A 21615-nucleotide genomic window follows, 5' to 3' on the forward strand; every position below is an offset into this window, starting at 1 on the left:
TCATGTCCCGCTTCACCGCGTACGAGCCGGACACCGCGCCCGCCGCCGCCCGCCCGGTCATGGCCGGAGTACGCCGCTCGCTGGGTCACCTACCGGCCGCCGTGAGCCTGATGGCCGGCTCGCCCGAACTACTGAAGGGCTTCCTCGCCGCCAACGCCGCGTTCGAGGCCGCCGACCTGGACCCGGTCGCCCGGGAGGTGGTCGTGCTGACCGTCGCCACCCGCAACGGCTGCCACCTCTGCGTGGCCATGCACACCGCGACACTGGTCCGGCACGGCGCCACGCCCGAGCTGATCGAGGCGCTGCGGACCGGTACGACGCTGCCCGACCCCCGGCTGGAGGCGCTGCGCCGGTTCACCGTCTCCGTGCTCGACCACCGGGGCGCGGTACCCGACGCCGACCTGGACGCGCTGCTCGCCGCCGGATGGCAGCCCCGGCACGCGCTGGACGTGGTGCTCGGCGTCGGCACGTACACGATCTCCACGTTCGCCAACCGGCTCACCGAGGCGCCGCTCGACGAGCCGCTGGCCGCGTACGCCTGGACGCCCGCCGCCTGAGCTGCGGGTGTTAAGAAGGGGCCCCTCCTCTACCGGAGGCGTTAAAAGGGGGCCCGTCCTTACCTCTCAGGAACGTACGGGAGGATGGCGGTATGGCGGCTCGCTTCCCGTACACCGATCTGAAGGACTTCCTCGCGGCGCTGGAGCGTGCGGGCGAGCTGCGGCGGGTGAGCGCGCCGGTCGACCCCACGCTGGAGATCAGCGAGATCGTCACCCGCACCGTCCGGGCCGGCGGGCCCGCGCTGCTGTTCGAGCGGCCCACCCGGGGCGAGATGCCGGTGGCGATCAACCTGTTCGGCACCGAGAAGCGGATGGCGATGGCGCTCGGGGTGGAACACCTCGACGAGATCGGCGAGCGCATCGGCGACATGCTCAAGCCGGAACTGCCGCAGGGCTTCTCCGGGATGATGGGCGGCCTGGGCAAGGTCATGCAGCTCAAGTCGATGCCGCCGAAGAAGGTGAAGACCGCGCCCTGCCAGCAGGTGGTCTACCGCGGCGACGACGTCGACCTGAACCGGCTGCCGGGGTTGCAGGTGTGGCCCGGTGACGGCGGGATCTTCCACAACTTCGGGCTGACCCACACCAAGCACCCGGAGACCGGCAAGCGCAACCTCGGGCTCTACCGGCTCCAGCAGCACTCGCACAACACCATCGGCATGCACTGGCAGATCCACAAGAACTCCACCGCGCACCACGCGGTCGCCGAGCGGCTCGGCCAGCGGCTGCCGGTGGCGATCGCGATCGGCGCGGACCCGGTGGTGGCGTACTCGGCCAGCGCGCCGCTGCCGGCCGACATCGACGAGTACCTGTTCGCCGGGTTCCTCGCCGGTGAACGGGTCGAGATGGTGGACTGCCTGACCGTCCCGTTGCAGGTGCCGGCGCACGCGCAGATCGTGCTGGAGGGCTACATCGAGCCGGGTGAGCGCCTGCCCGAGGGGCCGTTCGGCGACCACACCGGCTTCTACACGCCGGTCGAGCCGTTCCCGGTCATGCACATCGAGTGCATGACCATGCAGCGCAACCCGGTCTACCACTCGATCGTCACGTCCCAGCCGCCGCAGGAGGACCACGGCCTCGGCAAGGCCACCGAGCGGATCTTCGCGCCGCTGCTGCGCTTCCTGATCCCGGACATCGTCGACTACGACCTGCCCGCCGCCGGTGTCTTCCACAACTGCGCGATCGTGTCGATCCGCAAGCGCTACCCGAAGCACGCGCAGAAGGTCATGAACGCGATCTGGGGCGCGCACATGATGTCGCTGACCAAGCTGATCGTGATCGTCGACGAGGACTGCGACGTGCACGACTACAACGAGGTCGCGTTCCGCGCCTTCGGCAACGTCGACTACGCCCGCGACCTGATGGTCACCGAGGGGCCGGTGGACCACCTCGACCACGCCTCGTACCAGCAGTTCTGGGGTGGCAAGGCGGGCATCGACGCGACCCGCAAGCTGCCCGAGGAGGGCTACAGCCGGGGCTGGCCGGAGGAGATGCGCATGTCGCCCGAGGTGGTCTCGCTCGTCGACAAGCGCTGGAAGGAATACGGGATCCGATGACGGCGGCAGTACAGGAACGGCCCGGCCGGGTCTCGTCCTTCCTCAAGCTCGTCGCCATCGAGCACTCGGTCTTCGCGCTTCCGTTCGCGTACCTGTCGGCGCTGACCGCCATGCAGCTCAACGGCGGCCGGGTCCGCTGGGGAGACCTGCTGCTGATCACCGTGGCGATGGTCGGCGCGCGGACGTTCGCGATGGCCGCGAACCGGATCCTCGACCGGCGGATCGACGCCCGGAACCCGCGTACCGCGAACCGGGAACTGGTGACCGGCGCGGTGAGCGTGCGGACGGCCTGGACCGGCGCGGCCGTCGCGCTCGTGGTGTTCCTGGCCGCCGCCGCCCTGCTCAACCCGCTCTGCCTGGTGCTCGCGCCGCTCGCCGTGGTGCCGCTCGTGGTCTACCCGTACGCCAAGCGGTTCACGAACTGGCCGCACGCCATCCTCGGGGTGGCGCAGGCGGTCGGCCCGGTCGGCGCCTGGCTGGCGGTCACCGGCACGCTCGACGGCTCCGGCCCGGCCTGGCTGCTCGGCGCCGCCGTCGGCCTGTGGATCGGCGGCTTCGACCTGATCTACGCCTGCCAGGACTCGGAGATCGACCGGGAGATCGGGGTGCACAGCGTCCCCGCCCGGTACGGCCGGCGCTTCGCGCTGCACGCCTCCACCGTCGCGCACGTGGTGACGTTCGCGCTGTTCATCTGGTTCGGCGCCTGGGTCGGCTTCGGCTGGCTGTGGTGGATCGGGCTGGCGCTCACCGCTGTGGCCTTCGCCTACCAGCACATGGTGGTCAGCCCCACCGACCTGAGCAAGGTCAACCGGGCGTTCTTCACCGCCAACGGCTTCGTCGGCATCGCGTTGTTCGTCCTCGCGCTGCTCGACCTGGTGATCCGGCTCGGCCTGCGGCCGTAACGGCGACGCCGGTACCCGGTCAGGACGCCGCGGCGACCGGGTAGCGGGCGCTCTCCAGCGTCCAGTCGACGGTGCCGCGCACGGCGGCGGCCAGACCGTCGAGGTGGATGGCGACGGCGTCGTCGAGCGTCGGGCCGAACGACGGCGCCGCCGCCAGGAGCGTCGCGAACCGGTCCATCTCGGCCCGCCAGTGCCCGGCCACCAAATCGACCGCCGCCGGCAGCGGCACGCCCCGCTCGGCGGCCGTCGCCAGCACCAGGTTGTGCCCGCCGCCGGTGGCCCGGTCGCGCTCCAGCGAGGCGATGTCGTTGAACCAGGAGAGCAGGTCGTTGGCGAGGCCGGCGAGCCGCCGCAGCGCCGGATGGTGGTAGACCGCGTCGGGCAGCGGACGCCCGGACGCGAACTCGATCAGCGGGTACGACACGTACGCCGCCGACGTGGCCCGGCGCAGCCGCACGTACTCGGCGACGCCCGGTGGGCGGCCGGACGTGGTGGCGGTGGCCTCCCGGTGGACCCCGTCGAGGTGGTCGGCGACCGCGTCGGCGAAACGCAGCCGCCACCGGGCCGGCATCCGGCGGCGCGGCTCCCGCCACGCCTGCACCAGCAGCCGCCGCAGTGGGCCGGAGAAGCCCGGGTGGCGGGCGCGCGGACCCTCGCGCAGCAGGGCGAGTGCGCCGTCGCGCAGCGCGCGGATCTGCGGCGGGGCCAGCCCGTCCCGCCCGTCGCAGGCGTCGTCGACGAGGAAGAACCAGGTGAACAGCGCGGTCAGCACCCGCAGGTCGGGCTCGGTGGCGTCCGGGTAGAGGCGGCCCGCGTACCGGGCGAAGCCGGCCCGCGCCAGCCGTCGCCGGGTCACCGGGTCAGCCGGCAGGCCGAGCCGGTCGACCTGCTCCACCAGCCAGCCCTGCACGTCGTCGGCGTACGGGGAGAGGCGGGGCGGGATGGGGCAGTCGGCGCGGAGCGCCCGCAGCACCGCAGCCGTCATCACCGGCCCTTCCGTGGACGTCGATCGCCGACCGAAGAATTTCACGTCGCTGGAAGTTCCGTGAACCCTCTGGACATCCCGGACGGGCCGACCGAACGGGGGTCGCCGCCCGCCGTCGGCGGCGACCAGGCACGCTTGGGGCATGCGCGAACCATGGGTGGTGGGTGTCTCCGGCGCGTCCGGGACGCCGTACGCGGCGGCTGTCGTCCGGGGACTGCTCGACGCCGGTCAGGCGGTGGACCTGATCGTCTCCCGGGCGGCCCGGCTGACGGTGCTGGACGAGACCGGCCGGCCCTTCCGGGACGCGCACTGGACCGAGGACCTGGCCGCCTGGCTCGACCGCGACCTCACCGGCGCGGACCTGCGGCACTGGCCCGCCGGTGACCTGGCCGCCGGCCCGAGCAGCGGCTCCTACCCGGTACGCGGCATGGCGGTGGTGCCGGCCAGCACCGCCGCGTGCGCGGGTATCGCCATCGGGCTGTCGAAGGACCTGCTCCAGCGTGCCGCCGAAGTCAATCTCAAGGAGCGCCGCCCGGTGGTCGTGGTGCCCCGGGAGACGCCGGTGACCCGCAGTCACCTGGAACATCTCATCGCGCTGCACGACGCGGGCGCGGTGGTGCTGCCGGCCAGTCCGGGCTTCTACGGCGCCGGGGCAGCGGCGTCCGCCGGGCAGCTCGTGGACTTCGTGGCCGGGAAGGTGCTCGACGCGCTCGGTGTCGAGCACACGCTGTTCCGGCGGTGGTCCGGCGAACTGGCCGCCGGTCGCCGGGAGACGGATCCGCGCTGACGGACCCGGTGGGCGACGTCCGGGGCGCGGCCCTCGGCCGGACCGCGCCCCGCACGTTCAGTACATGCCGGCGTTCGCCGGTCCGGGGCCGGTGGAAGCGGTCGGGCCCATGTTGCGGGCCTTGCCCATGTCCTCCGCCTCGTCCAGCATGCCCTCCCCCTCGAGCAGGGCCCGCACCTCGGATTCCCGAAACCGGCGGTGCCCTCCTGGAGTCCGGATACTGCCGATCCGGCCGGCCGCTGCCCATCTGGTCACGGTCTTCGGGTCCACCCGAAACAGCGCAGCGACCTCACCCGGTGTCAGCAGGCGATCTCCAGTGTCCACAGCCCCCTCCTCGCGTCGACGAAGCCCCCGGCTGAACACACTGCCCCCGGCCGGTGCGAGCCCAGAGCCGTCATGAGGGACGTATGGCAATTACAGCACCGGCTACCGGACGTGTCCGCCAAACGCGAAAAACGCACACACTGGGAAGTTAGGAAATGGTACCGGTGAAGAACCCCCTGATCGTACGTTTGTGAAGGGCCGGTGCACCGGTACCGACAGTGTCCGGTGGCCGCCGAGCGGATAGGGTCACTCTCCGTGGACACGATCGACCTGAGCCTCGTGGAGTTGTTACGGGGCAACGCCCGTCTGTCGTACGCCGAGCTGGCCCGTCAGGTCGGCCTCTCCGCCCCGGCCGTGCACGAGCGGGTCGGCAAGCTGGAGTCCAGCGGCGTGATCCGGGCGTACCGGGCCGAGGTCGAGCCGGAGTCGATCGGGCTCGGCGTGACCGCGTTGATCGGCATCATCGAGGACTCCGACGCCGACACCGACGACGTGCTGGAGTCGTTCCGCCGCATCCCCGAGATCGAGTCCTGCTACTTCATGGCCGGCGTCGAGTCCTTCCTACTGAAGGCGCGCGTCGGCACGATCGCCGAGCTGGAGCAGCTGATCGTCCGGCTGAACCGGACGGCGGGTGTGGCGTCCACCCGTACCAGCATCGCCCTGTCGACCAAGTGGGAGAACCGCCCGCAGCCGCTGGAACCCCCCACCGCCTGACGCCTCTGGCCCCAGGGCGGGGGTTGCGGTTACCGTGCGCCGATGACGAGCTCGGAGCGCGGCGCCGCAGTGGTCACGGGTGCGGCCGGTGGGCTGGGGCGGGCCATCGCCGCCGCGCTGCACGCCGACGGGTGGAACGTGCTGCTCACCGACGTGGACGCCGGGGCCGTGTCGGCCGCCGCCGCGCCGCTGGGTGGCTGGTCGCGCGCCCTCGACGTACGCGACGAATCCGCCTGCGCGGACGTCGCCGCCGAGGCGGCGGCCGCGCCCGGCGGCCTCGGGCTCTGGGTGAACAACGCGGGCGTCCTGGTCACCGGGCCGTCCTGGGCGCACGACGCCCCGGCCCGCCGCGCGGTGGTCGAGGTCAACGCGCTCGGCGCGATGAACGGCACGCTCGCCGCCGTCGCGGTGATGCGCGAGCAGGGCCGCGGCCACGTACTCAACGTCGTCTCGCTGGCCGGGCTGATCGCCGCGCCCGGCGAGACGGTGTACGCGGCCAGCAAGCACGCCCTGCTCGCGTTCAGCCTCGGCACCCTGAGCGACCTGCGGATGGCCGGCGTCCGGGGCGTACACGTGTCGTGCCTGTGCCCGGACGGGATCTGGACGCCGATGCTCCACGACAAGCTGGACGACCCGGGGGCGCTGGCGTCCTTCACCGGCGCGCTGCTCACGCCGGAGCGGGTGGCCGCTCGGGCCGTCCGGCTGGCCCGGCGGCCCCGGCCGGTGGTCAGCCTGCCGCGCTGGCGCGGCGCCCAGGTGCGGCTCCTGGACGCCTTCCCCCGGCTCGCGCTGGCCCTCACGCCGGTGATCCGGGCCACCGGACGGGCCGGTCAGCGGCGGCAGGCCCGCCGGGTCCGGGAGAACCCGAGCCCACCTCGCTTGTAACGTTGCCGGCGTGACTCACTTCGACAGGTGCGACGAGGCCAGCCGGCGCTGGGTGACCGAGGCGATCGCCACTGTCGAGGCGGACGCCAACCGCTCCGCCGACACCCACCTGCTGCCGTTCCCGCTTCCCCGCGAGTGGGGGATCGACCTCTACCTCAAGGACGAGTCGGTGCACCCCACCGGCTCGCTGAAGCACCGGCTGGCCCGGTCGCTGTTCCTCTACGGGCTCTGCAACGGCTGGATCGGCCCGGACACCACGATCGTCGAGGCGTCGTCAGGCTCGACGGCGGTCTCCGAGGCGTACTTCGCCCGGATGCTCGGGCTGCCGTTCATCGCGGTCATGCCCGCCTCTACGTCGCCGGAGAAGATCGCCCAGATCGAGTTCCAGGGCGGGCGCTGCCACCTGGTGGACGACCCGTCGAAGGTCGTGGTGGAGGCGCGCTGGCTCGCCGAGGACAGCGGCGGCCGGTTCATGGACCAGTTCACCTACGCCGAGCGGGCCACCGACTGGCGGGGCAACAACAACATCGCCGAGTCGATCTACGCCCAGCTCGCGCTGGAACGGCACCCGGTGCCCGCCTGGATCGTGGTCGGTGCCGGCACCGGCGGCACCAGCGCCACCATCGGCCGCTACGCCAGGTATCGGCGGCTGCCCACCAAGCTCTGCGTGGTGGACCCGGAGAACTCCGCGTTCTACCCCGCCTGGCAGGCCGGTGACTGGTCGGTGCGCACCGACCGCGGCTCCCGGATCGAGGGCATCGGGCGGCCCACCGTCGAGGCGTCCTTCCTGCCCAGCGTGGTGGACCGGATGGTGCAGGTGCCGGACGCCGCGTCGCTCGCCGCCATGCGGGCCGGTTCGGCGGTGCTCGGCCGCCGCGTGGGCGGCTCCACCGGCACCAACCTGTGGGGCGCCTTCGGGCTGATCGCGCAGATGCGCGCGGCCGGGCGTACCGGCTCGGTGGTCACGCTGATCTGCGATCCGGGCGACAGGTACGGCGACACCTACTACTCAGACGAGTGGGTGGCCGCGCAGGGCCTCGACCTCGCCCCGCACCTCGCGACCATCGACCGGTTCCTGACCGACGGCACCTGGCCGGCGGCCTGAGCCGGGCCCCGGCCGGTCAGCGCGGGTCGACCCGCTCGGCCAGCCCCGGGTAGCGCACCACGAAGCCCTCCGGGTCGACCTCCAGGTCCGCGGTGAACGTGCCGCTCGCGTACCGGACCCGGCCCGGACCCAGCGAGGTGTAGACCTGCTCGGCGGGCACCACGGCCAGGCCGGGCAGCAGCACCCACGCCACATTCACGGCCGACGCCAGGTCGGCGGGCAGCCGCCCCAGCCCGATCCGGCGGATCGGCAGCGTGTTCGTCAGCGGGGAACCGCCCAGGTCCACGTCGAGCGCCTCGGCCAGCCGGCCCGGGTCGTCGGTGCCCGGCAGGCCCGCCGGTGGGTGGCCCGCCGCGCTCAGCGCCGCGTCCAGGTCACCCTCCTCGCCGGTACGCACGCGCCATCCGTCCCGGCCCCGCTCCAGGCGTACGCTCCGCGACCAGCCCGCGCCCTCGGACTCGACCTCCAGCCGGTTCGTCGACCAGTCCGGCCCGACGCTCAGGCGGTACCGGCACGTGTACGGGATCGGATCGACGGCGAGCGCCACACCCTGCGCGGTGAGCCCGGGGCCGTCGAGCACGACGTGCTCGGAGCCGGCGGTGTCGGTCCGGGCCCAGAAGAGCGACTTCGGCATGGACCGGACGTTACGCGAACCGGCGGTCGGCGGCAGCGGATGCGCGAACGCCGCCGCGAGCCGGGGCGTTACCGACTACCCCTGCTCGTCGCCCTCGGTCGGGCGGGGCGGCCGGTTGTGGCGGGCCCACTCGTCGACCTCATCGGCGTCCCAGACGTTCATGCCGATCAGTCGGGCGAGTGGCTCGGGGAATCCGGGGCGGCGGGTGATCTGGAGAACCCGCTGACGCGATACGCCGAACAGGGCGGCCAGCTCGCCGGGCCCGTACAGGCGTGGTCGTCTCACCCGCCGAAGGGAGTCAGGAGACGTACTGGTCATGCCTCGTCGGGCTACTCGTCGTCGTCCGCCGGCCGGGGCGGCCGGGGCTCCCGGATGTACCGCTCGACGTCCCGCTTCAACCAGACCGCACCGACCGACAGCTCTTGATACGGCGCGGGGAATGCGGGGTGCCGCCGGATCTCGCGGAATCTCGACCTGCCCACGCCGAGCATCTTCAAGATCTCACCGGCCGCGACAAGTTCGCCCGGTCCCGTCTCCTTGGTCACGACTTCGAAGGTAGGAGCGGGCCGACCTGGCCATGTCGACGCGAACAAATGACCCCACCTAAGTGGGCCCGTCAACATTGACAGGGGGGCAAGTGAGCGATCTGATGGGTAAGGCCCCCCGTCCGGTGGCGAGTTCGCGGCGGACGGGGGTGCCACCTGGACGCCGACCATGCAGGAGGGCCCCGAGTGACCCAGCGCCACGCTCCGCTGAAACCCCTTTGGGTCTGTACGGCAGACCTGCTCAACTGGCCCTGCGAGAACGCCAAGGTCGAGTTGGTCGCTGACTACGAGCACGACCGACGCCACCTCGCCGTCGATCTGGCCGCCCTGATGCGGCAGGCGACCGATGACCTGACCAGGCTCTATTCCGAGCCGCCGGACCCCGCCGAGATGCACATCCGGTTCCTGGGCTGGCTGCGGTCGGTGCGCAATGTCTGACCCGATCGGCACCGGTCTGCTGCTGACCGCCGTCATCGCCCAGGCGTTCGGCTGCTGGGTCGCCTGGTCGTGGGGCCGGTCCGCTCGGCGCAGCCTCCGGCAGACCATCGACAAGACCATCCCCACGCCACCGCCCGGTTGGCGGCCTCGTCATCGCCTGTCGCTGTGGAATGAGCCGACCCGGCGGTATCCCGTCCTCACACCGCGCAGCTAGAACGGGGAGCCGACATCACCCCAGACGCACCGCCGCCGCCGAGCGGATGCTCGGCGGCGGCAGTGGGTGCGCTCAGATCAGTGGGTACGTGCCGGCGGGCGACCGCCGAAGCCGCGCCTGTCGTCCCGGCCCCGCCCCTCGGCCCGGAAACCGCCGCTCCGGCGCTCGGCCGGACGCGCGTCGCTCCGGTCACCGAAACGCCGCTCGGCGTGCGGGCGGTCGTCCTGGCGCCGGTCGCCGAAGCCGCGCGAGCCGCTCGGCCGGTCGTCGTACCGCCGCTCGTCGCGGTCGTAGCCGCGTCCGGCCGCCGGCTGCTGCCGGTCGCCGTACGGCCGGTCGGCCCGCTCGCCGAAGCGCCGGTCGTCGCCGCGCTGGCCGCCGAAGCGCTGGCCACGGTCGTCGGACCGCTGCTCGCCGAAGCTCCGGCCGTCGGACCGCCGGTCGCCGAAGCGCTCGCCGCGGTCGCCGAAGCTCCGGTCGTCGCGACGCTCCGGCCGCCCGAAGCGACGCTCGCCGCCGCCGGCCCGCTCGCCCGAGTAGCGCTCGCCCGCCGGACGGTCGCCGAACCGGCGCTCGCCACGGTCCGCGAACCGGTCGCCGGACCGCTCGCCCGTGGGCCGGTCGCCGTAGCGGCGCTCGCCCCGGCCGTCGCGGTCACCGAACCGGCGCTCGCCACGGTCGGAGAAGCCGCCCCGGCTGCCCCGGTCGAAGCTCCGGCCGTCGCGGTCGCCGAAGCGGCGCGAGCCGCCGCCGCGTCGCGGCTCCGGCTCGTCCCGGACCGGTACGCCGCTGGGCTCGCGCGCGCCGGTCAGCTCGGCCAGCGCCTCGTCGCCCGCCCGGACCCGGGTCTCGGCCGGCTCGACGCCCGCCTTCTCCATCATGGCCAGCGTGGTGCGGCGCTGCTTGGGCAGCACCAGCGTCGCCACCGCGCCCGACTCGCCGGCCCGAGCCGTACGGCCGGCCCGGTGCAGGTAGTCCTTGGGGTCCTTCGGCGGGTCCACGTGCAGCACCAGCGAGACGCCGTCGACGTGGATGCCCCGGGCCGCCACGTCGGTCGCGACCAGCACGGGCGTGCGGCCCTCGCGGAACTCGGCGAGCGTCTTGGTGCGCATGCGCTGCGTCTTGCCGCCGTGCAGTCCACCGGCCCGCACGCCGACGGCCGCGAGCTGCTCGACGAGGCGGTCCACGCCGAGCTGCGTACGGGCGAACAGCATGGTGCGGCCCTCACGGGCGGCGATGGACGCGGCGACGGCGAACTTGTCGTGCGGCGGGATCAGCAGCAGGTGGTGATCCATCGTGGACACGGCGGCGGTGGCCGGCGCGGTCGAGTGGGTGACCGGGTCGGTCATGAACCGCTTGACGAGCGTGTCGACGTCGTTGTCCAGAGTGGCCGAGAACAGCAGCCGCTGGGCGTCCGCCGGAGTCTTCGCCAGCAGCTGGGTGACCTCGGGCAGGAAGCCCATGTCGGCCATCTGGTCGGCCTCGTCCAGCACGGTGATCTCGACGTCGTCGAGGCGGCACACGCCGCGCTCGATCAGATCGCCGAGCCGGCCCGGCGTGGCCACGACGATCTCCACACCGCGGCGCAGCGCGTCGATCTGCCTGTCGTACGGCACGCCGCCGACGGCGGTCTTCAGGAACACGCCGACCGCCTTGCCGAGCGGCATGAGCGCGTCGTTGACCTGCATGGCCAGTTCACGGGTGGGGACCAGGACCAGGGCGCGCGGGTGCAGCGGCCGGGCCCGGTTGCGGTCGGCGAGCCGGGCGATCACCGGCAGGCCGAAGGCGAGCGTCTTGCCGGAGCCGGTCTGGCCCCGGCCGAGGACGTCGCGGCCCGCGAGCGAGTCGGGCAGGGTGGCCCGCTGGATCTCGAACGGGGTGGTGATGCCCTGCCGGGCGAGCGTCTCGACGACCTGCCGGGGCAGGCCGAGCGAGGCGAAGTCGACGGTCTCGGGCGTCGGGTCGACGGACGGGGACGTGCCGGGTTCAGCGAACGTGGTCAAGAAATACCTCTCGAGCGGGGCGCATCTTCGCGATGGCCCGCCGCGGCCTGTCACGCCGCCGAATCGCCCGCAAGATCGCCCATGGGCGCGCGCAGTCGGGCGCGCCAGGTCAGTGATCGCAGACAAGTGTACGGCGCATCGCCCACTCCGCCACGGTGACGCGAGAACGTAGTGGGCGGGCTCACCCCCGTCACTCGATGAGCATGGTCCCGGTCAGCCCGCTCAACGCGTCGTTGGCCAGGAAGACCACGAGCAGACTGATCGCGATCAACATGGTCAGCGCGACGGCCAGCACGATGAACACCTTCGTGTTGCCGCCCCGGGCCGCCGGCCCCTCCTCGGACCAGCCCTGGGCCAGGATGTGCCCGGTCAGCGATCCGGAGTTCTCCAGCGGATTGCCCTGCGGGAACGACACGGTGGCGAACCCGGGCCCGTCGGTGCCGCCATACGCGGTGGTGGCGAGATCCGGATCGGCGGGCTGTGGGCGTACCGGACGGGTGGTGTCGGCGTCGCGGGCGGGCGTGGCCGGCGGCGGCCAGGTCGGCAGCGCCGGGGCCGGTACCACGGGCGGCGGCGGGTCCGACACGGGTGCGGCGGCCCACGACGGCTGCGCGGCGGCCGGCGGCGCGATGAGCGGCGCCGGCGGCGTCGGAACGGCGGCCCGCGCGGGCGGGAACACCGGGGCGGCGGGAGGCGCCGGGAACAGCGGCGCGGGCAGCGCGTCCGCCGCGCCGGCCATCGCCGGTGGCGGCGGGAACGGCGGTGCGGGCATCGGACCCGGTGGCGGCGGAGGCGGGGGTACGGGCGGACCCGGCGGCGATACCGGCGGCCCGGGGACCGGCGGCACCGGGCCGGGCGTCGGCGTGGGCGGGGTGGGCGCGGGCGGCACGGGCAGGGGCGGCGTGGGCCGCAGCGGCGGTTCCGGCTCGGGTACCGGCGGCGCCGGTGACGGCGGCGTCGGGCCCGGCACCGGGGTCGGCGCCGGCTCGGGCTCCGGGCCGTTCGGCGCCGGGGGTTGCGCGGGCTCCGGCGGCTGGACCGGCTCCGGCGGTTCCGGGTTCACCGGCCCGGCCCGGTAGACGGTGGCGGCGGCGGGCGGCGCGGCCACCACGGAGGCGGCGACCTCCTCGGCCGAGACGCGGCTCAGGCCGGGCACCGACGCGCTGGCCCGGGCGGGCGCGGACCCGGCCTGCTCGCCGCCCGTGGACGCGCCGGTGAGCGGGGCCGGGCGGTCGGCGGCGGAGGCCGGTGCCGCGTTCGGCGGAGACTCGACCGAACCGGCTGCCGGGGACGGGGAGTCGTCGGTCCCGTCCGCCTGCTCGGCCGGTGCGGTGTCGCGCTCCGGTGCGGCGTCGGCCGGTGCTGCCGCGTCCGCGGTTGCGGCGGCCGGCGCGGGCACGCGTGCGGAACCGGAGACGCGGGGTGCCGGGATGGCGGCCGGAGCACTGCCGGGCGTACCCGGGGAGGCGTCGCCGTCGGCCTCCGCGGCGGCGGGCGTGGGCGCCGTGCCGGCGGTGGGCTGAGGTGTCGCCTGGCGTTCACCCACGGCGAAGGCGGACCAACTGGACGGCGGCACGGTGGCGCCGGGCAGACGCCGGTCCAGCGGTGGTGGGGTCTCCGCCGGGGTGCCCGCCCGGTACGTCGTCGGTCCGGCCTGCGGAATCGGCTGCGCGTCACCGGCGGGCGGCGGTACGGCCGCGCCGGCGACCGACACCCGCGCCCGCGCGACGGCTACCGGCGCGGCCGAACCACCACCACCGTCGTCGTCGCCGGCCGGTTCGGCGGGGTCGGGCGTCGGTCCCGGGTGGACCTTCTCCGCCGGAACGTCCTGCTCGCCCATCTCGCCCCTCCGCACCCACGCTCGCCTCCGGCCGTGGCGCCGACCGGAAGTGCCTGGATCTCACCGTGCCACATTCCGGCCCGGGAACACAGCCGGAGTGGCGGTTGGGTCAGTCGGCGCTGCTGCTCGGGCTGGCGGAGCCGCTGCCGGACGTGCTGCTCGACGGGGCGACGCTGCTTCTCGACGGGGCGGCGCTGCTGCTGCTCGGCGCGGCGCTGCTGGTGTCCGGCTCGGCGCTCACGCTCTGGCTCGGCGTCGGGTCGGGCGAGTCGGTCGGGCTCGGCGGCGGTGTGGTCGGCGCCGGGCTGGACGTCGTCGGCTTCGGCGTCGGCGTGGTGGGCTTCGGCGTGGTGGGCGTCGGCTTGGGCGTGGTCGACGGCTTCGGGGTGGTGGGCGTCGGCTTCGGCGTGGTCGGCACCGTGGGCGGCGGGGCGGGCGTGGCCGGGGCGGGAACCGCTCCGATCACCCGGGTCGCGGCGTAGAGCCGGGACCAGCGGACCACCGAGATCTTGACGACGTCGCCGGTCCGCGGCGCCTCCACCATCTTGCCGTTGCCGATGTACATGGCGACGTGGTGGACGCTGGTCCAGCTGCTGCTGGAAGCGAAGAACAGCAGGTCACCGGGGAGCAGGGCGGTCGGCGAGACGGTGCGGGACCGGGTGGCGAAGTACTGGTCCTTGGCGACGCGGGGCAGGCCCCGGTAGCCGGCCGCCTGGTAGGAGGCGAGCATCAGGCCGGAACAGTCGAACCGGTCCGGGCCCTCGGCCGCCCACAGGTAGGGGTCGCCGAGCTGGGCGAGGGCGTAGCGCACGGCGGCGAGCGCCCGCGGGTCCGCCACCAGGCCGTCGATGCTCTGGTCGACCACGTACGAGGTGCCGAGCCGTTGCTCGGCGGCGTCCGCCAGGCGCTCGATCTCCAGCAGCTTGGCCGCGTTCTCCTTGCGCAACGCGACGAGCGCGGTCTCCTGCTTGCGCAGGTCGGTCTCGGCGCGGGTGAACTCCGCGGCCTTCTCGCCGGCCCGGCGCTGAACCGACTCGTGTGCCTTCCGGGCGGCCTCCTCGGCGCTGGTGGCACGCAGGAGTTCGCCGGTCACCGACGTGGTGGCGCCCTCGGCCCTGTCGCCGCGGGTGATGCGCTGGAGGTTGGCGAAGTCGCGCAGGCTCGCGCCGAACTCGCCGGGCGGCAGCGCCGCGTCGGCCTTCACGGCGTCGGCGGCGGCGCTCTTGGCGTTTTCCTGGGCGCGGCGGAGCGCGTCCTGGGCCTCCTTGAGCCGGGCGGCGGACTGGGCCAGCTCGGTCTGCGCGGCGTCCCGCTCGGTCTTGATCCCGAGCAGCGCCTCGCCGAGCTGGGTCACCCGGGCGTCGAGCTGGTTGATCTGCGCGATCAGCGGGCCGTCGGCCGGGTTTGTTACGCCTGTGGTGCCCGGCAGGCCCGTCGCGCCACCAGGGGTGGTGACGCCGGGCAGACCCGGGACGGTGCCGGGGAGGCCGGGAACGGTGCCCGGCACGCCGGGAACGCCGCGGACGGTGCCGGACGAGCCGGGCAGCTGCAGCGGGCCGGTGACCTGGGGCCGGGAACCGGTGTCGGGCACGACGTCGGGCAGCGGGTCGGCCCAGGCGGGTGTGGCGAGCGCCGCGGCCGCGACCGCCCCCAGGAGGGCGGACCAGAGCGCCGGGCGCAGGATCGGTGAGATCACCGGCTGCCGTCCTCGTCGCCGTCGGGCCTTGGTGCTGTGAGCCATACCGCTCCCCGTCCGGTCTGGGGTCCGTCACGCGTGGTTGGGGCGTGTCGGGACAGGACGGCCCTGGTGTGTGTTCCGCCCCACCCTGTCTTACCTCACGGTTGCGACGATGTCGATGTGCGGAGCGTGACCACGGGTGAACCGGCACGCCCAGGTCGGCGGCCGGTCGGACCCGCGACGTACGCTCGATCGGGAACCCAGGTGGAAGGACGTGGCTTTCGGATGGACGCCGGACTCAAGCGCGAACTCGAGGCGAAGGTGTACGCGGGGGAGCGGCTGACCCGCGAGGACGGCATCGCCCTCTACGCCAGCGACGACCTGACCTGGCTGGGCCGGCTGGCCCACCACAGGCGGACCGAGCTCAACGGCGACCGGGTGATGTTCAACGTCAACCGGCACCTGAACCTGACGAACGTCTGCTCCGCGTCGTGCGCGTACTGCTCGTTCCAGCGCAAGCCGGGCGAGAAGGACGCCTACACGATGCGCATCGACGAGGCGGTCCGCAAGGCCAAGGAGATGGAGGACGAGCAGCTCACCGAGCTGCACATCGTCAACGGCCTGCACCCGACGCTGCCCTGGCGCTACTACCCGAAGGTGCTGCGCGAGCTGAAGGCCGCGCTGCCGAACGTCAACCTCAAGGCGTTCACCGCGACCGAGGTGCAGTGGTTCGAGAAGATCAGCGGGCTCACCGCCGACGCGATCCTCGACGAGCTGATGGACGCCGGCCTGGAGTCGCTCACCGGCGGCGGCGCGGAGATCTTCGACTGGGAGGTCCGGCAGCACATCGTCGACCACAACTGCCACTGGGAGGACTGGTCGCGCATCCACCGGCTGGCCCACTCGAAGGGCATGAAGACGCCGTCGACGATGCTCTACGGCCACATCGAGGAGCCCCGGCACCGGGTCGACCACGTGCTGCGGCTGCGTGAGCTGCAGGACGAGACCGGCGGTTTCCAGGTGTTCATCCCGCTGCGCTACCAGCACGACTTCGTCGACTCGGCGGACGGCAAGATCCGTAACCGGATCCAGGCCCGGACCACGATGGCCTCGCCGGCCGAGTCGCTCAAGACGTTCGCGGTCTCCCGGCTGCTGTTCGACAACGTGCCGCACGTGAAGTGCTTCTGGGTCATGCACGGGCTGTCGGTCGCGCAGCTCTCGCTGAACTTCGGTGTCGACGACCTGGACGGCTCGGTCGTGGAATACAAGATCACCCACGACGCCGACTCGTACGGCACGCCGAACACCATGCACCGCGACGACCTGCTGCACATGATCTGGGACGCCGGGTTCCGTCCGGTCGAGCGGAACACCCGCTACGAGATCGTCCGCGAGTACGACGGCCCGCCGTCGCTGGCGGAGCGCCGGTCCGAGCCGCAGCAGGTCTGGGCCTGACCTGGCGATGAGCGACGAGGAACAGCAGCGCGGCTTCCCCCGGCGCGACGCCGAGGGCCGCATCCTCACCCTCGGTGACCTGCTCGGGGTGAGCCTGGCCGGCCTGGTCATCGGGGTGCTGGCGCTGCTGGTCTTCGAGTGGGCGTTCGCCACGGTGGGCGACAGCGGCTTCGGGGGTACGAACGGCTGGCTCGCGGTGATCCTGCCGCTCTGGCTGTTCTGGGACGAGTTCCGGGCCTGGGAGTTCGGCGCCGCCCGGGTGGTGGCCGCGCTGGCCGGTCTCGGGCTCGGCATCGTCGCCGGTCTGCTGGCCGCGGGCCTGGCCTCCGGGCTGCCCGCGCTGTTCACCGGCGCGCTGGCCGCGGCGGTGTTCACCGTGGTCTACGCCGTCATCTGGTTTCATGGCGTGCACTGGCTGGCCCGGCGTACGGGCTGAGGCACGGAGAGAGTGGGAATGCGGGAATGAGCGCGGCGGTCAAGTACACGCTGGGCCGGGTCGGGCTGTTCGTCGCCGTGCTGGCAGCCCTCTGGTTCGTCGAGATGAACATGTTCCTGCGGCTGATGGTGGCGCTGATCTCCTCCGCCGCGCTGTCGTTCTTCCTGTTGCGCAACTGGCGGGACGAGATGGCCGGGGAGATGGCGGAGGCGTCGGAGCGGCGTCGCGCGGAGAAGGACCGGCTGCGCTCGGCGCTCGCCGGTGACGACGAGCCGGGCACCGCACCGGCCACCGAGCCGGACGCCGAGCGCCGCGACGGCTGAGCGGACGAACGAGGGGCCCGGCGCCGGACACGGCACCGGGCCCCTCGTCGTCACCGGCCGGCCGAACCGTTCACCGGCCGGCCGGGCCGTTCACCAGTTGGTCGAGCCCGCGACGACCGGCCACGGCCGGTCGGCTGGCTTGATCAGGTACGCGATGCCGCCGGAGCCGGAGGCCACCGTGCCGTTGGCCCGGTAGCGCTTGGTGCGCAGCCAGATCTGCTCGAACTGCTCCCGCTTGTAGACGTTGCGGACCGCGTCGTTCGACGAGGACGCCGGATCGTTGACGATCACGTCACCCTCGGCGGTGAAGCCGACGATCACGAACAGGTGCCCGGAGGTGCCGTAGTTGGCGCCGTCCAGCTCGCTGGCGAGGAACGACTGCGAGGTCACCACCGGGATGCCCGCCTTGATGAACCGTTCCGCCTCGTCCAGCGAGTGCAGCCGCGTGACCCGCGCCTCCAGGCCGGGGAAGCTCGCCGCGTACGCGGTGTTGAACGGCCAGTTGCCGGCGCCCTCGTACTCGTAGTCGTAGGTCATCCGGGCGGCGTGGTCGACTGTCGGGTCGGGGTAGGAGGGGTCGACCCAGGAGGTGTCCTCGGCCGAGGGCTTGCGACCCCAGTACTCGACCACCATCTCCGTCGAGGTGGGTGAGCACCACGCCTCACCGCCGCCGTCGTACTCGGGGTACTCGCCGATGTGGACGTTCTGCGAGTAGCGCGGCACGGCCAGTTCGGTGCCCCAGGCGATGCCGCCCCGGCTCGGCGTGACGGTGAACCGGTCCGGCACGTTCGACGCCATCGCGCCGAGCATCCGGACCTGCGGCGCGGCTGCCTGGCCGGGCGCGCGGTAGAGCGTCAGCCGCATCTGGTACGAGCGCAGCAGCACACCGGCGTCGGCGTCGTCGACCGCGAACGTGTCGGTCCAGATGCTCGACCAGGGGTCGCCCTGGCCGTCCAGCGTGGAGCGCTTGATGTCCTGGTCACCGGAGGCCCAGCGGCCCATGACGTACCAGGGGGTCTGTGCCCCGGTGTTGTACGTGCCGTGCAGCTCGACCTGGATCCAGGTGCCGGCCGGGGTGGCGGCGTTCCACGACGCGACCATCTCGGTGGCGTCGAAGCCGATCCGCCGCTCGGGTGAGGTCCAGGTGGCGTACTCCCAGGTGCGGGTCGTGCCGGTGTGCTCGTCGGTGAACTCGGTGGTGCCCACCGGACGGGCGATGGTCAGCGCCGGGTGGCGCCCCGGTACGGCGCGGGTGCCCTGGTGGGTGCCGGTACGCCAGTCGGGGAAGCGGGAGAACTCCTGGAAGGTGATCTGTTCGTCGTGCGTGACGCCCGGTCGCGGGGCTTGTGCCTGGACCGGTGCGCTGGTGCCGAGGAGGGTGAGCGCGGTGAGGCCGGCGAGGGCGGCCGCGCGCATGGGTCGTCCGAACATGGCAGCTCCACAGGGAGACGGCATCGTTGCCGTTCACTGTCGCGCTTGGCGGGAAGTTTCGCCAGATGTTCAGGCATAGAAAATCATTGCCGAAGTGACGATCAGGTCGGGATGACCGAAGGTAAAGACAGATATTGATATGACCATGTGTCTCCTGGTGGAGTGTGCGGACAACGGGATCTCCCGTACCCCCAGGAGGTTGTCCATGGCCTTCCGCGCCTCTCCGCTCCGCCGCCGGCTGGCGCTCGCCGCCGCCGTCGGCCTCACCATCGTCGCCGCGGCCGCCGCCCCCGCCGTCGCCCGACCCGCACCGGAAGGCTCCGGCGAGCCGACCACAGTCGCCTACCGGGTGCTCGGCCCGCGTACGGCGGCCGACCGCACCGCGGTCGCCTCCACCGGTGCCGCGATCGACTACTCCGAGCACGGCGTGCTGCACGTCACGGCGACCAAGGCCGAGGCCAACGCGATCACCCGGCTCGGATTCCGGCTCGAGAAGGACGTCGTGCCGGAGCACGACCACGCCGACGGGGGCATGACCGCCAACGCGTTCCCGCCCGCCGACTCGAACTACCACGACTACGCCGAGCTGACAGCGGTGGTGAACAAGGTGGTCGCCGACCACCCGACCATCGCCCGGAAGCTGAGCATCGGCACGTCGTACCAGGGCCGGGACCTGATGGCGGTGAAGATCTCCGACAACGTCGCCACGGACGAGGCCGAGCCGGAGATCCTGTTCAACGCCCAGCAGCACGCCCGTGAGCACCTGACCGTCGAGATGGCGATCTACCTGCTCAACCTCTTCACCGACAACTACGGCAGCGACTCCCGGATCACCGGCATCGTCAACTCGCGGGAGATCTGGATCGTCCCCACCGTCAACCCGGACGGCAGCGAGTACGACATCGCCACCGGCTCGTACCGCTCCTGGCGCAAGAACCGGCAGCCCAACAGCGGTTCCACAGCCATCGGTACCGACCTGAACCGCAACTGGAGCTACCAGTGGGGCTGCTGCGGCGGCTCGTCCGGCACCAAGTCGTCGGACACCTACCGGGGCCCGTCCGCCTTCTCCGCACCGGAGACCGCGGCGCTGCGCAACTTCGTCAACAGCCGGGTCGTCGGCGGGGTGCAGCAGATCAAGGCCAACATCGACTTCCACACCTACTCGCAGCTGGTGCTCTGGCCGTACGGATACACGTACAGCAACACCGCCACCGGGATGAGCACCGACCAGTACAACACCTTCGCCACCATCGGACGGCAGATGGCGGCGACGAACAACTACACCCCGGAACAGTCGAGCGACCTCTACATCGCCGACGGCACCAGCATCGACTGGATGTGGGGCGCCCACAAGATCTGGGCGTACACCTTCGAGATGTACCCCGGCTCGGCCTCCGGCGGCGGCTTCTACCCGCCGGACGAGGTGATCCCGGCGCAGACCTCACGCAACCGGGAGGCCGTGCTGATCCTGTCCGAGTACGCCGACTGCCCGTACCGGGCGATCGGCAAGCAGAGCCAGTACTGCTGACCTCACCACCGGGCGGGAACCCCGGTTCCACCCCCGCCGGGGTTCCCGCCCACCCCGCCCGTCCGGACGATCTCCGCTGGTCGTGCGCTACCGTGGCACCGACCGTGCCACAGCGAAGCCGGTGTGAAACCGGCGCTGTCCCGCAACTGTGATGCCCCGTACGCGCGGCGCCGGCCTTCCGCCGGCGCCGACGGACGTGGGACGAGCCAGGTCGCCTGCGGCCCGGTCGCGACACGCGCTCTCGAGGAAGGGCGCCTCGCGGACGGGCCTTTCCCCCTGTCGGCGAAGCACCACACTCCTCGACCGACAGGAGGCCCCATGTCCCGACGTACCCCCCGGCTCTTCGCCACCGCGCTCGCGGCCGGCGTGCTGCTCCTCGGCGGCTGCGCCGAGAAGACCTCGACCGACACCCCCGCCGCCGGCGGCTCCGGCGGCGCGTTCCCGGCCACCGTCGGCAAGCTGACGCTGGAGAAGCGGCCCGAGAAGATCGTCTCGCTCTCGCCGACCTCCACCGAGATGCTCTTCGCCATCGGCGCCGGTAAGCAGGTCACCGCCGTCGACGACCAGTCGAACTACCCGGCCGAGGCACCCCGCACCGACCTGTCCGGCTACCAGCCGAACGCCGAGGCGGTCGCCTCCCGCAACCCCGACCTGGTGGTGATCTCGGACAACCTCAACAAGATCGCCGACCAGCTCGTCGCGCTGAAGATCCCGGTCCTGCAGATCCCCGCCGCGACCACGCTCGACGACACGTACCGGCAGCTCACCGACCTGGGCACGCTCACCGGCCACCGGTCCGAGGCGGACGCCGTGGTGCAGAAGATGAAGGACGACATCACCGCGCTGACCAAGGACCTGCCGAAGCGTACGGAGAAGCCGACCTACTACCACGAGCTGGGCCCGGAGCTGTACAGCGCGACCAGCAAGACCTTCATCGGCACCATCTACGCGCTCGCCGGCCTGGAGAACATCGCCGACGCGTCCGACGCCGACGGGAAGAACGGCGGCTACCCGCAGCTCTCCCAGGAGGTCATCGTCAAGGCGAACCCCGACTTCGTCTTCCTCTCCGACACCAAGTGCTGCAAGCAGAACGCCGACACGGTGAAGGCGCGCAGCGGCTGGTCCGGCATCACCGCCGTGAAGAACAACCAGATCGTGGAGCTGGACGACGACATCGCCTCGCGCTGGGGCCCGCGCGTGGTCGACCTGCTCAAGGTGATCGTCGACGCCACCGCCAAGGTCCCGGCCTGACCGTGGCCCTACGACAGGCGGACTCCG

At 72.6% G+C, this 21615-nt stretch carries 22 protein-coding genes, 1 pseudogene and 1 riboswitch; of the genes and pseudogenes, 14 read left to right on the forward strand and 9 right to left on the reverse strand.

Features of this window, described 5'->3' with window-relative positions; all coding sequences use genetic code 11:
• Positions 1–2 precede the first annotated feature (2 nt).
• From NMK34_RS01675 to mqnP, 3 genes are all read left to right on the forward strand, one after another.
• Positions 3–557: a carboxymuconolactone decarboxylase family protein gene (locus tag NMK34_RS01675; protein WP_318331935.1), complete on the forward strand. Its 555-nt coding sequence runs from the start codon at positions 3–5 to the stop codon at positions 555–557.
• Between the two features lie 92 nt (positions 558–649).
• Positions 650–2110 carry a menaquinone biosynthesis decarboxylase gene (locus NMK34_RS01680; protein WP_318331936.1) on the forward strand — a complete coding sequence of 487 codons (1461 nt, stop codon included), beginning with the start codon at positions 650–652 and terminating at the stop codon, positions 2108–2110.
• Entirely contained in the window at positions 2086–3012 is a 927-nt protein-coding gene (gene mqnP, locus NMK34_RS01685; protein WP_412098938.1) for a menaquinone biosynthesis prenyltransferase MqnP, read from the forward strand. Before NMK34_RS01680 ends, mqnP begins: the two co-directional genes overlap by 25 nt.
• A 19-nt stretch (positions 3013–3031) precedes the next feature.
• Here mqnP and NMK34_RS01690 read toward each other — a convergent pair whose 3' ends face one another.
• Positions 3032–3997 (reverse strand): terpene synthase family protein, encoded by a 966-nt coding sequence (locus tag NMK34_RS01690; protein WP_318331937.1) that lies wholly within the window; start codon positions 3995–3997, stop codon positions 3032–3034.
• Positions 3998–4139: 142 nt separating this feature from the next.
• Here NMK34_RS01690 and NMK34_RS01695 point away from each other — a divergent pair, with 142 nt between their 5' ends.
• Positions 4140–4784, forward strand: coding sequence for a UbiX family flavin prenyltransferase (locus NMK34_RS01695; protein ID WP_318331938.1), 645 nt, complete (start codon positions 4140–4142; stop codon positions 4782–4784).
• A 57-nt stretch (positions 4785–4841) separates the two neighbouring features.
• On the opposite strand, the gene NMK34_RS01700 is transcribed toward NMK34_RS01695, so the two are convergent.
• Positions 4842–5108, reverse strand: coding sequence for a BldC family transcriptional regulator (locus NMK34_RS01700; RefSeq protein ID WP_013473529.1), 267 nt, complete (start codon positions 5106–5108; stop codon positions 4842–4844).
• 255 nt (positions 5109–5363) lie between these two features.
• Here NMK34_RS01700 and NMK34_RS01705 point away from each other — a divergent pair, with 255 nt between their 5' ends.
• Genes NMK34_RS01705 through NMK34_RS01715 form a run of 3 tightly spaced genes read left to right on the forward strand, consistent with a single transcriptional unit; the run spans position 5364 to position 7812 of the window.
• Positions 5364–5822 carry an Lrp/AsnC family transcriptional regulator gene (locus NMK34_RS01705; protein WP_018787850.1) on the forward strand — a complete coding sequence of 153 codons (459 nt, stop codon included), beginning with the start codon at positions 5364–5366 and terminating at the stop codon, positions 5820–5822.
• A gap of 42 nt (positions 5823–5864) precedes the next feature.
• Positions 5865–6707 carry an SDR family oxidoreductase gene (locus NMK34_RS01710; RefSeq protein WP_318331939.1) on the forward strand — a complete coding sequence of 281 codons (843 nt, stop codon included), beginning with the start codon at positions 5865–5867 and terminating at the stop codon, positions 6705–6707.
• Between the two features lie 10 nt (positions 6708–6717).
• Positions 6718–7812, forward strand: coding sequence for a PLP-dependent cysteine synthase family protein (locus NMK34_RS01715; protein ID WP_269698007.1), 1095 nt, complete (start codon positions 6718–6720; stop codon positions 7810–7812).
• Positions 7813–7828: 16 nt separating this feature from the next.
• Here NMK34_RS01715 and NMK34_RS01720 read toward each other — a convergent pair whose 3' ends face one another.
• From NMK34_RS01720 to NMK34_RS01730, 3 genes are all read right to left on the reverse strand, one after another.
• Positions 7829–8446 carry a putative glycolipid-binding domain-containing protein gene (locus NMK34_RS01720; RefSeq protein WP_318331940.1) on the reverse strand — a complete coding sequence of 206 codons (618 nt, stop codon included), beginning with the start codon at positions 8444–8446 and terminating at the stop codon, positions 7829–7831.
• Positions 8447–8521: 75 nt separating this feature from the next.
• Positions 8522–8731 (reverse strand): helix-turn-helix transcriptional regulator, encoded by a 210-nt coding sequence (locus NMK34_RS01725; protein ID WP_041798756.1) that lies wholly within the window; start codon positions 8729–8731, stop codon positions 8522–8524.
• Between the two features lie 44 nt (positions 8732–8775).
• A complete protein-coding gene (locus tag NMK34_RS01730; RefSeq protein WP_318331941.1) occupies positions 8776–8991 on the reverse strand; it encodes a hypothetical protein in 216 nt (71 codons plus the stop codon).
• 186 nt (positions 8992–9177) lie between these two features.
• On the opposite strand from NMK34_RS01730, the gene NMK34_RS01735 reads away from it, so the two are divergent.
• Both NMK34_RS01735 and NMK34_RS01740 read left to right on the forward strand, forming a co-directional pair.
• Positions 9178–9429 carry a hypothetical protein gene (locus NMK34_RS01735; RefSeq protein WP_013283561.1) on the forward strand — a complete coding sequence of 84 codons (252 nt, stop codon included), beginning with the start codon at positions 9178–9180 and terminating at the stop codon, positions 9427–9429.
• A complete protein-coding gene (locus tag NMK34_RS01740; protein WP_318331942.1) occupies positions 9422–9643 on the forward strand; it encodes a hypothetical protein in 222 nt (73 codons plus the stop codon). The genes NMK34_RS01735 and NMK34_RS01740 overlap by 8 nt, the downstream gene beginning before the upstream one ends.
• A gap of 77 nt (positions 9644–9720) precedes the next feature.
• Here the strand turns inward: NMK34_RS01740 and NMK34_RS01745 are convergent, their stop codons facing one another.
• The 3 genes from NMK34_RS01745 to NMK34_RS01755 all read right to left on the reverse strand — a co-directional run bounded on the left by NMK34_RS01745 (position 9721) and on the right by NMK34_RS01755 (position 15227).
• Positions 9721–11646 carry a DEAD/DEAH box helicase gene (locus NMK34_RS01745; protein ID WP_318331943.1) on the reverse strand — a complete coding sequence of 642 codons (1926 nt, stop codon included), beginning with the start codon at positions 11644–11646 and terminating at the stop codon, positions 9721–9723.
• A gap of 190 nt (positions 11647–11836) precedes the next feature.
• Positions 11837–13486 carry a hypothetical protein gene (locus NMK34_RS01750; protein ID WP_318331944.1) on the reverse strand — a complete coding sequence of 550 codons (1650 nt, stop codon included), beginning with the start codon at positions 13484–13486 and terminating at the stop codon, positions 11837–11839.
• Between the two features lie 109 nt (positions 13487–13595).
• Entirely contained in the window at positions 13596–15227 is a 1632-nt protein-coding gene (locus tag NMK34_RS01755) for an NlpC/P60 family protein (protein WP_318331945.1), read from the reverse strand.
• A 222-nt stretch (positions 15228–15449) separates the two neighbouring features.
• Here NMK34_RS01755 and mqnE point away from each other — a divergent pair, with 222 nt between their 5' ends.
• The 3 genes from mqnE to NMK34_RS01770 are packed head-to-tail and all read left to right on the forward strand — an operon-like array spanning position 15450 to position 17378.
• The gene (gene mqnE / locus NMK34_RS01760) at positions 15450–16619 is read left to right on the forward strand and encodes an aminofutalosine synthase MqnE (protein WP_018787841.1); all 1170 of its coding nucleotides are present in this window, start codon (positions 15450–15452) and stop codon (positions 16617–16619) included.
• Between the two features lie 7 nt (positions 16620–16626).
• On the forward strand, positions 16627–17055 hold the full coding sequence (locus NMK34_RS01765) for a hypothetical protein (RefSeq protein WP_194802064.1): 429 nt from the start codon (positions 16627–16629) through the stop codon (positions 17053–17055).
• 26 nt (positions 17056–17081) lie between these two features.
• A complete protein-coding gene (locus NMK34_RS01770; protein ID WP_194802063.1) occupies positions 17082–17378 on the forward strand; it encodes a DUF4229 domain-containing protein in 297 nt (98 codons plus the stop codon).
• Between the two features lie 90 nt (positions 17379–17468).
• Here the strand turns inward: NMK34_RS01770 and NMK34_RS01775 are convergent, their stop codons facing one another.
• Positions 17469–18809, reverse strand: coding sequence for a C39 family peptidase (locus NMK34_RS01775; RefSeq protein WP_318331946.1), 1341 nt, complete (start codon positions 18807–18809; stop codon positions 17469–17471).
• Positions 18810–19014: 205 nt separating this feature from the next.
• On the opposite strand from NMK34_RS01775, the pseudogene NMK34_RS01780 reads away from it, so the two are divergent.
• Together NMK34_RS01780 and NMK34_RS01785 are read left to right on the forward strand one after the other, a co-directional pair.
• Positions 19015–20334, forward strand: a pseudogene (locus tag NMK34_RS01780) (M14 family metallopeptidase); the annotation flags it as partial.
• Positions 20335–20454: 120 nt separating this feature from the next.
• Positions 20455–20548, forward strand: a riboswitch (cobalamin riboswitch).
• Positions 20549–20655: 107 nt separating this feature from the next.
• Positions 20656–21588: an ABC transporter substrate-binding protein gene (locus tag NMK34_RS01785; RefSeq protein ID WP_318331947.1), complete on the forward strand. Its 933-nt coding sequence runs from the start codon at positions 20656–20658 to the stop codon at positions 21586–21588.
• The last annotated feature ends 27 nt before the right edge of the window (positions 21589–21615 follow it).

The organism is Micromonospora sp. BRA006-A, assembly GCF_033433935.1.
Classification (GTDB): domain Bacteria; phylum Actinomycetota; class Actinomycetes; order Mycobacteriales; family Micromonosporaceae; genus Micromonospora; species Micromonospora aurantiaca.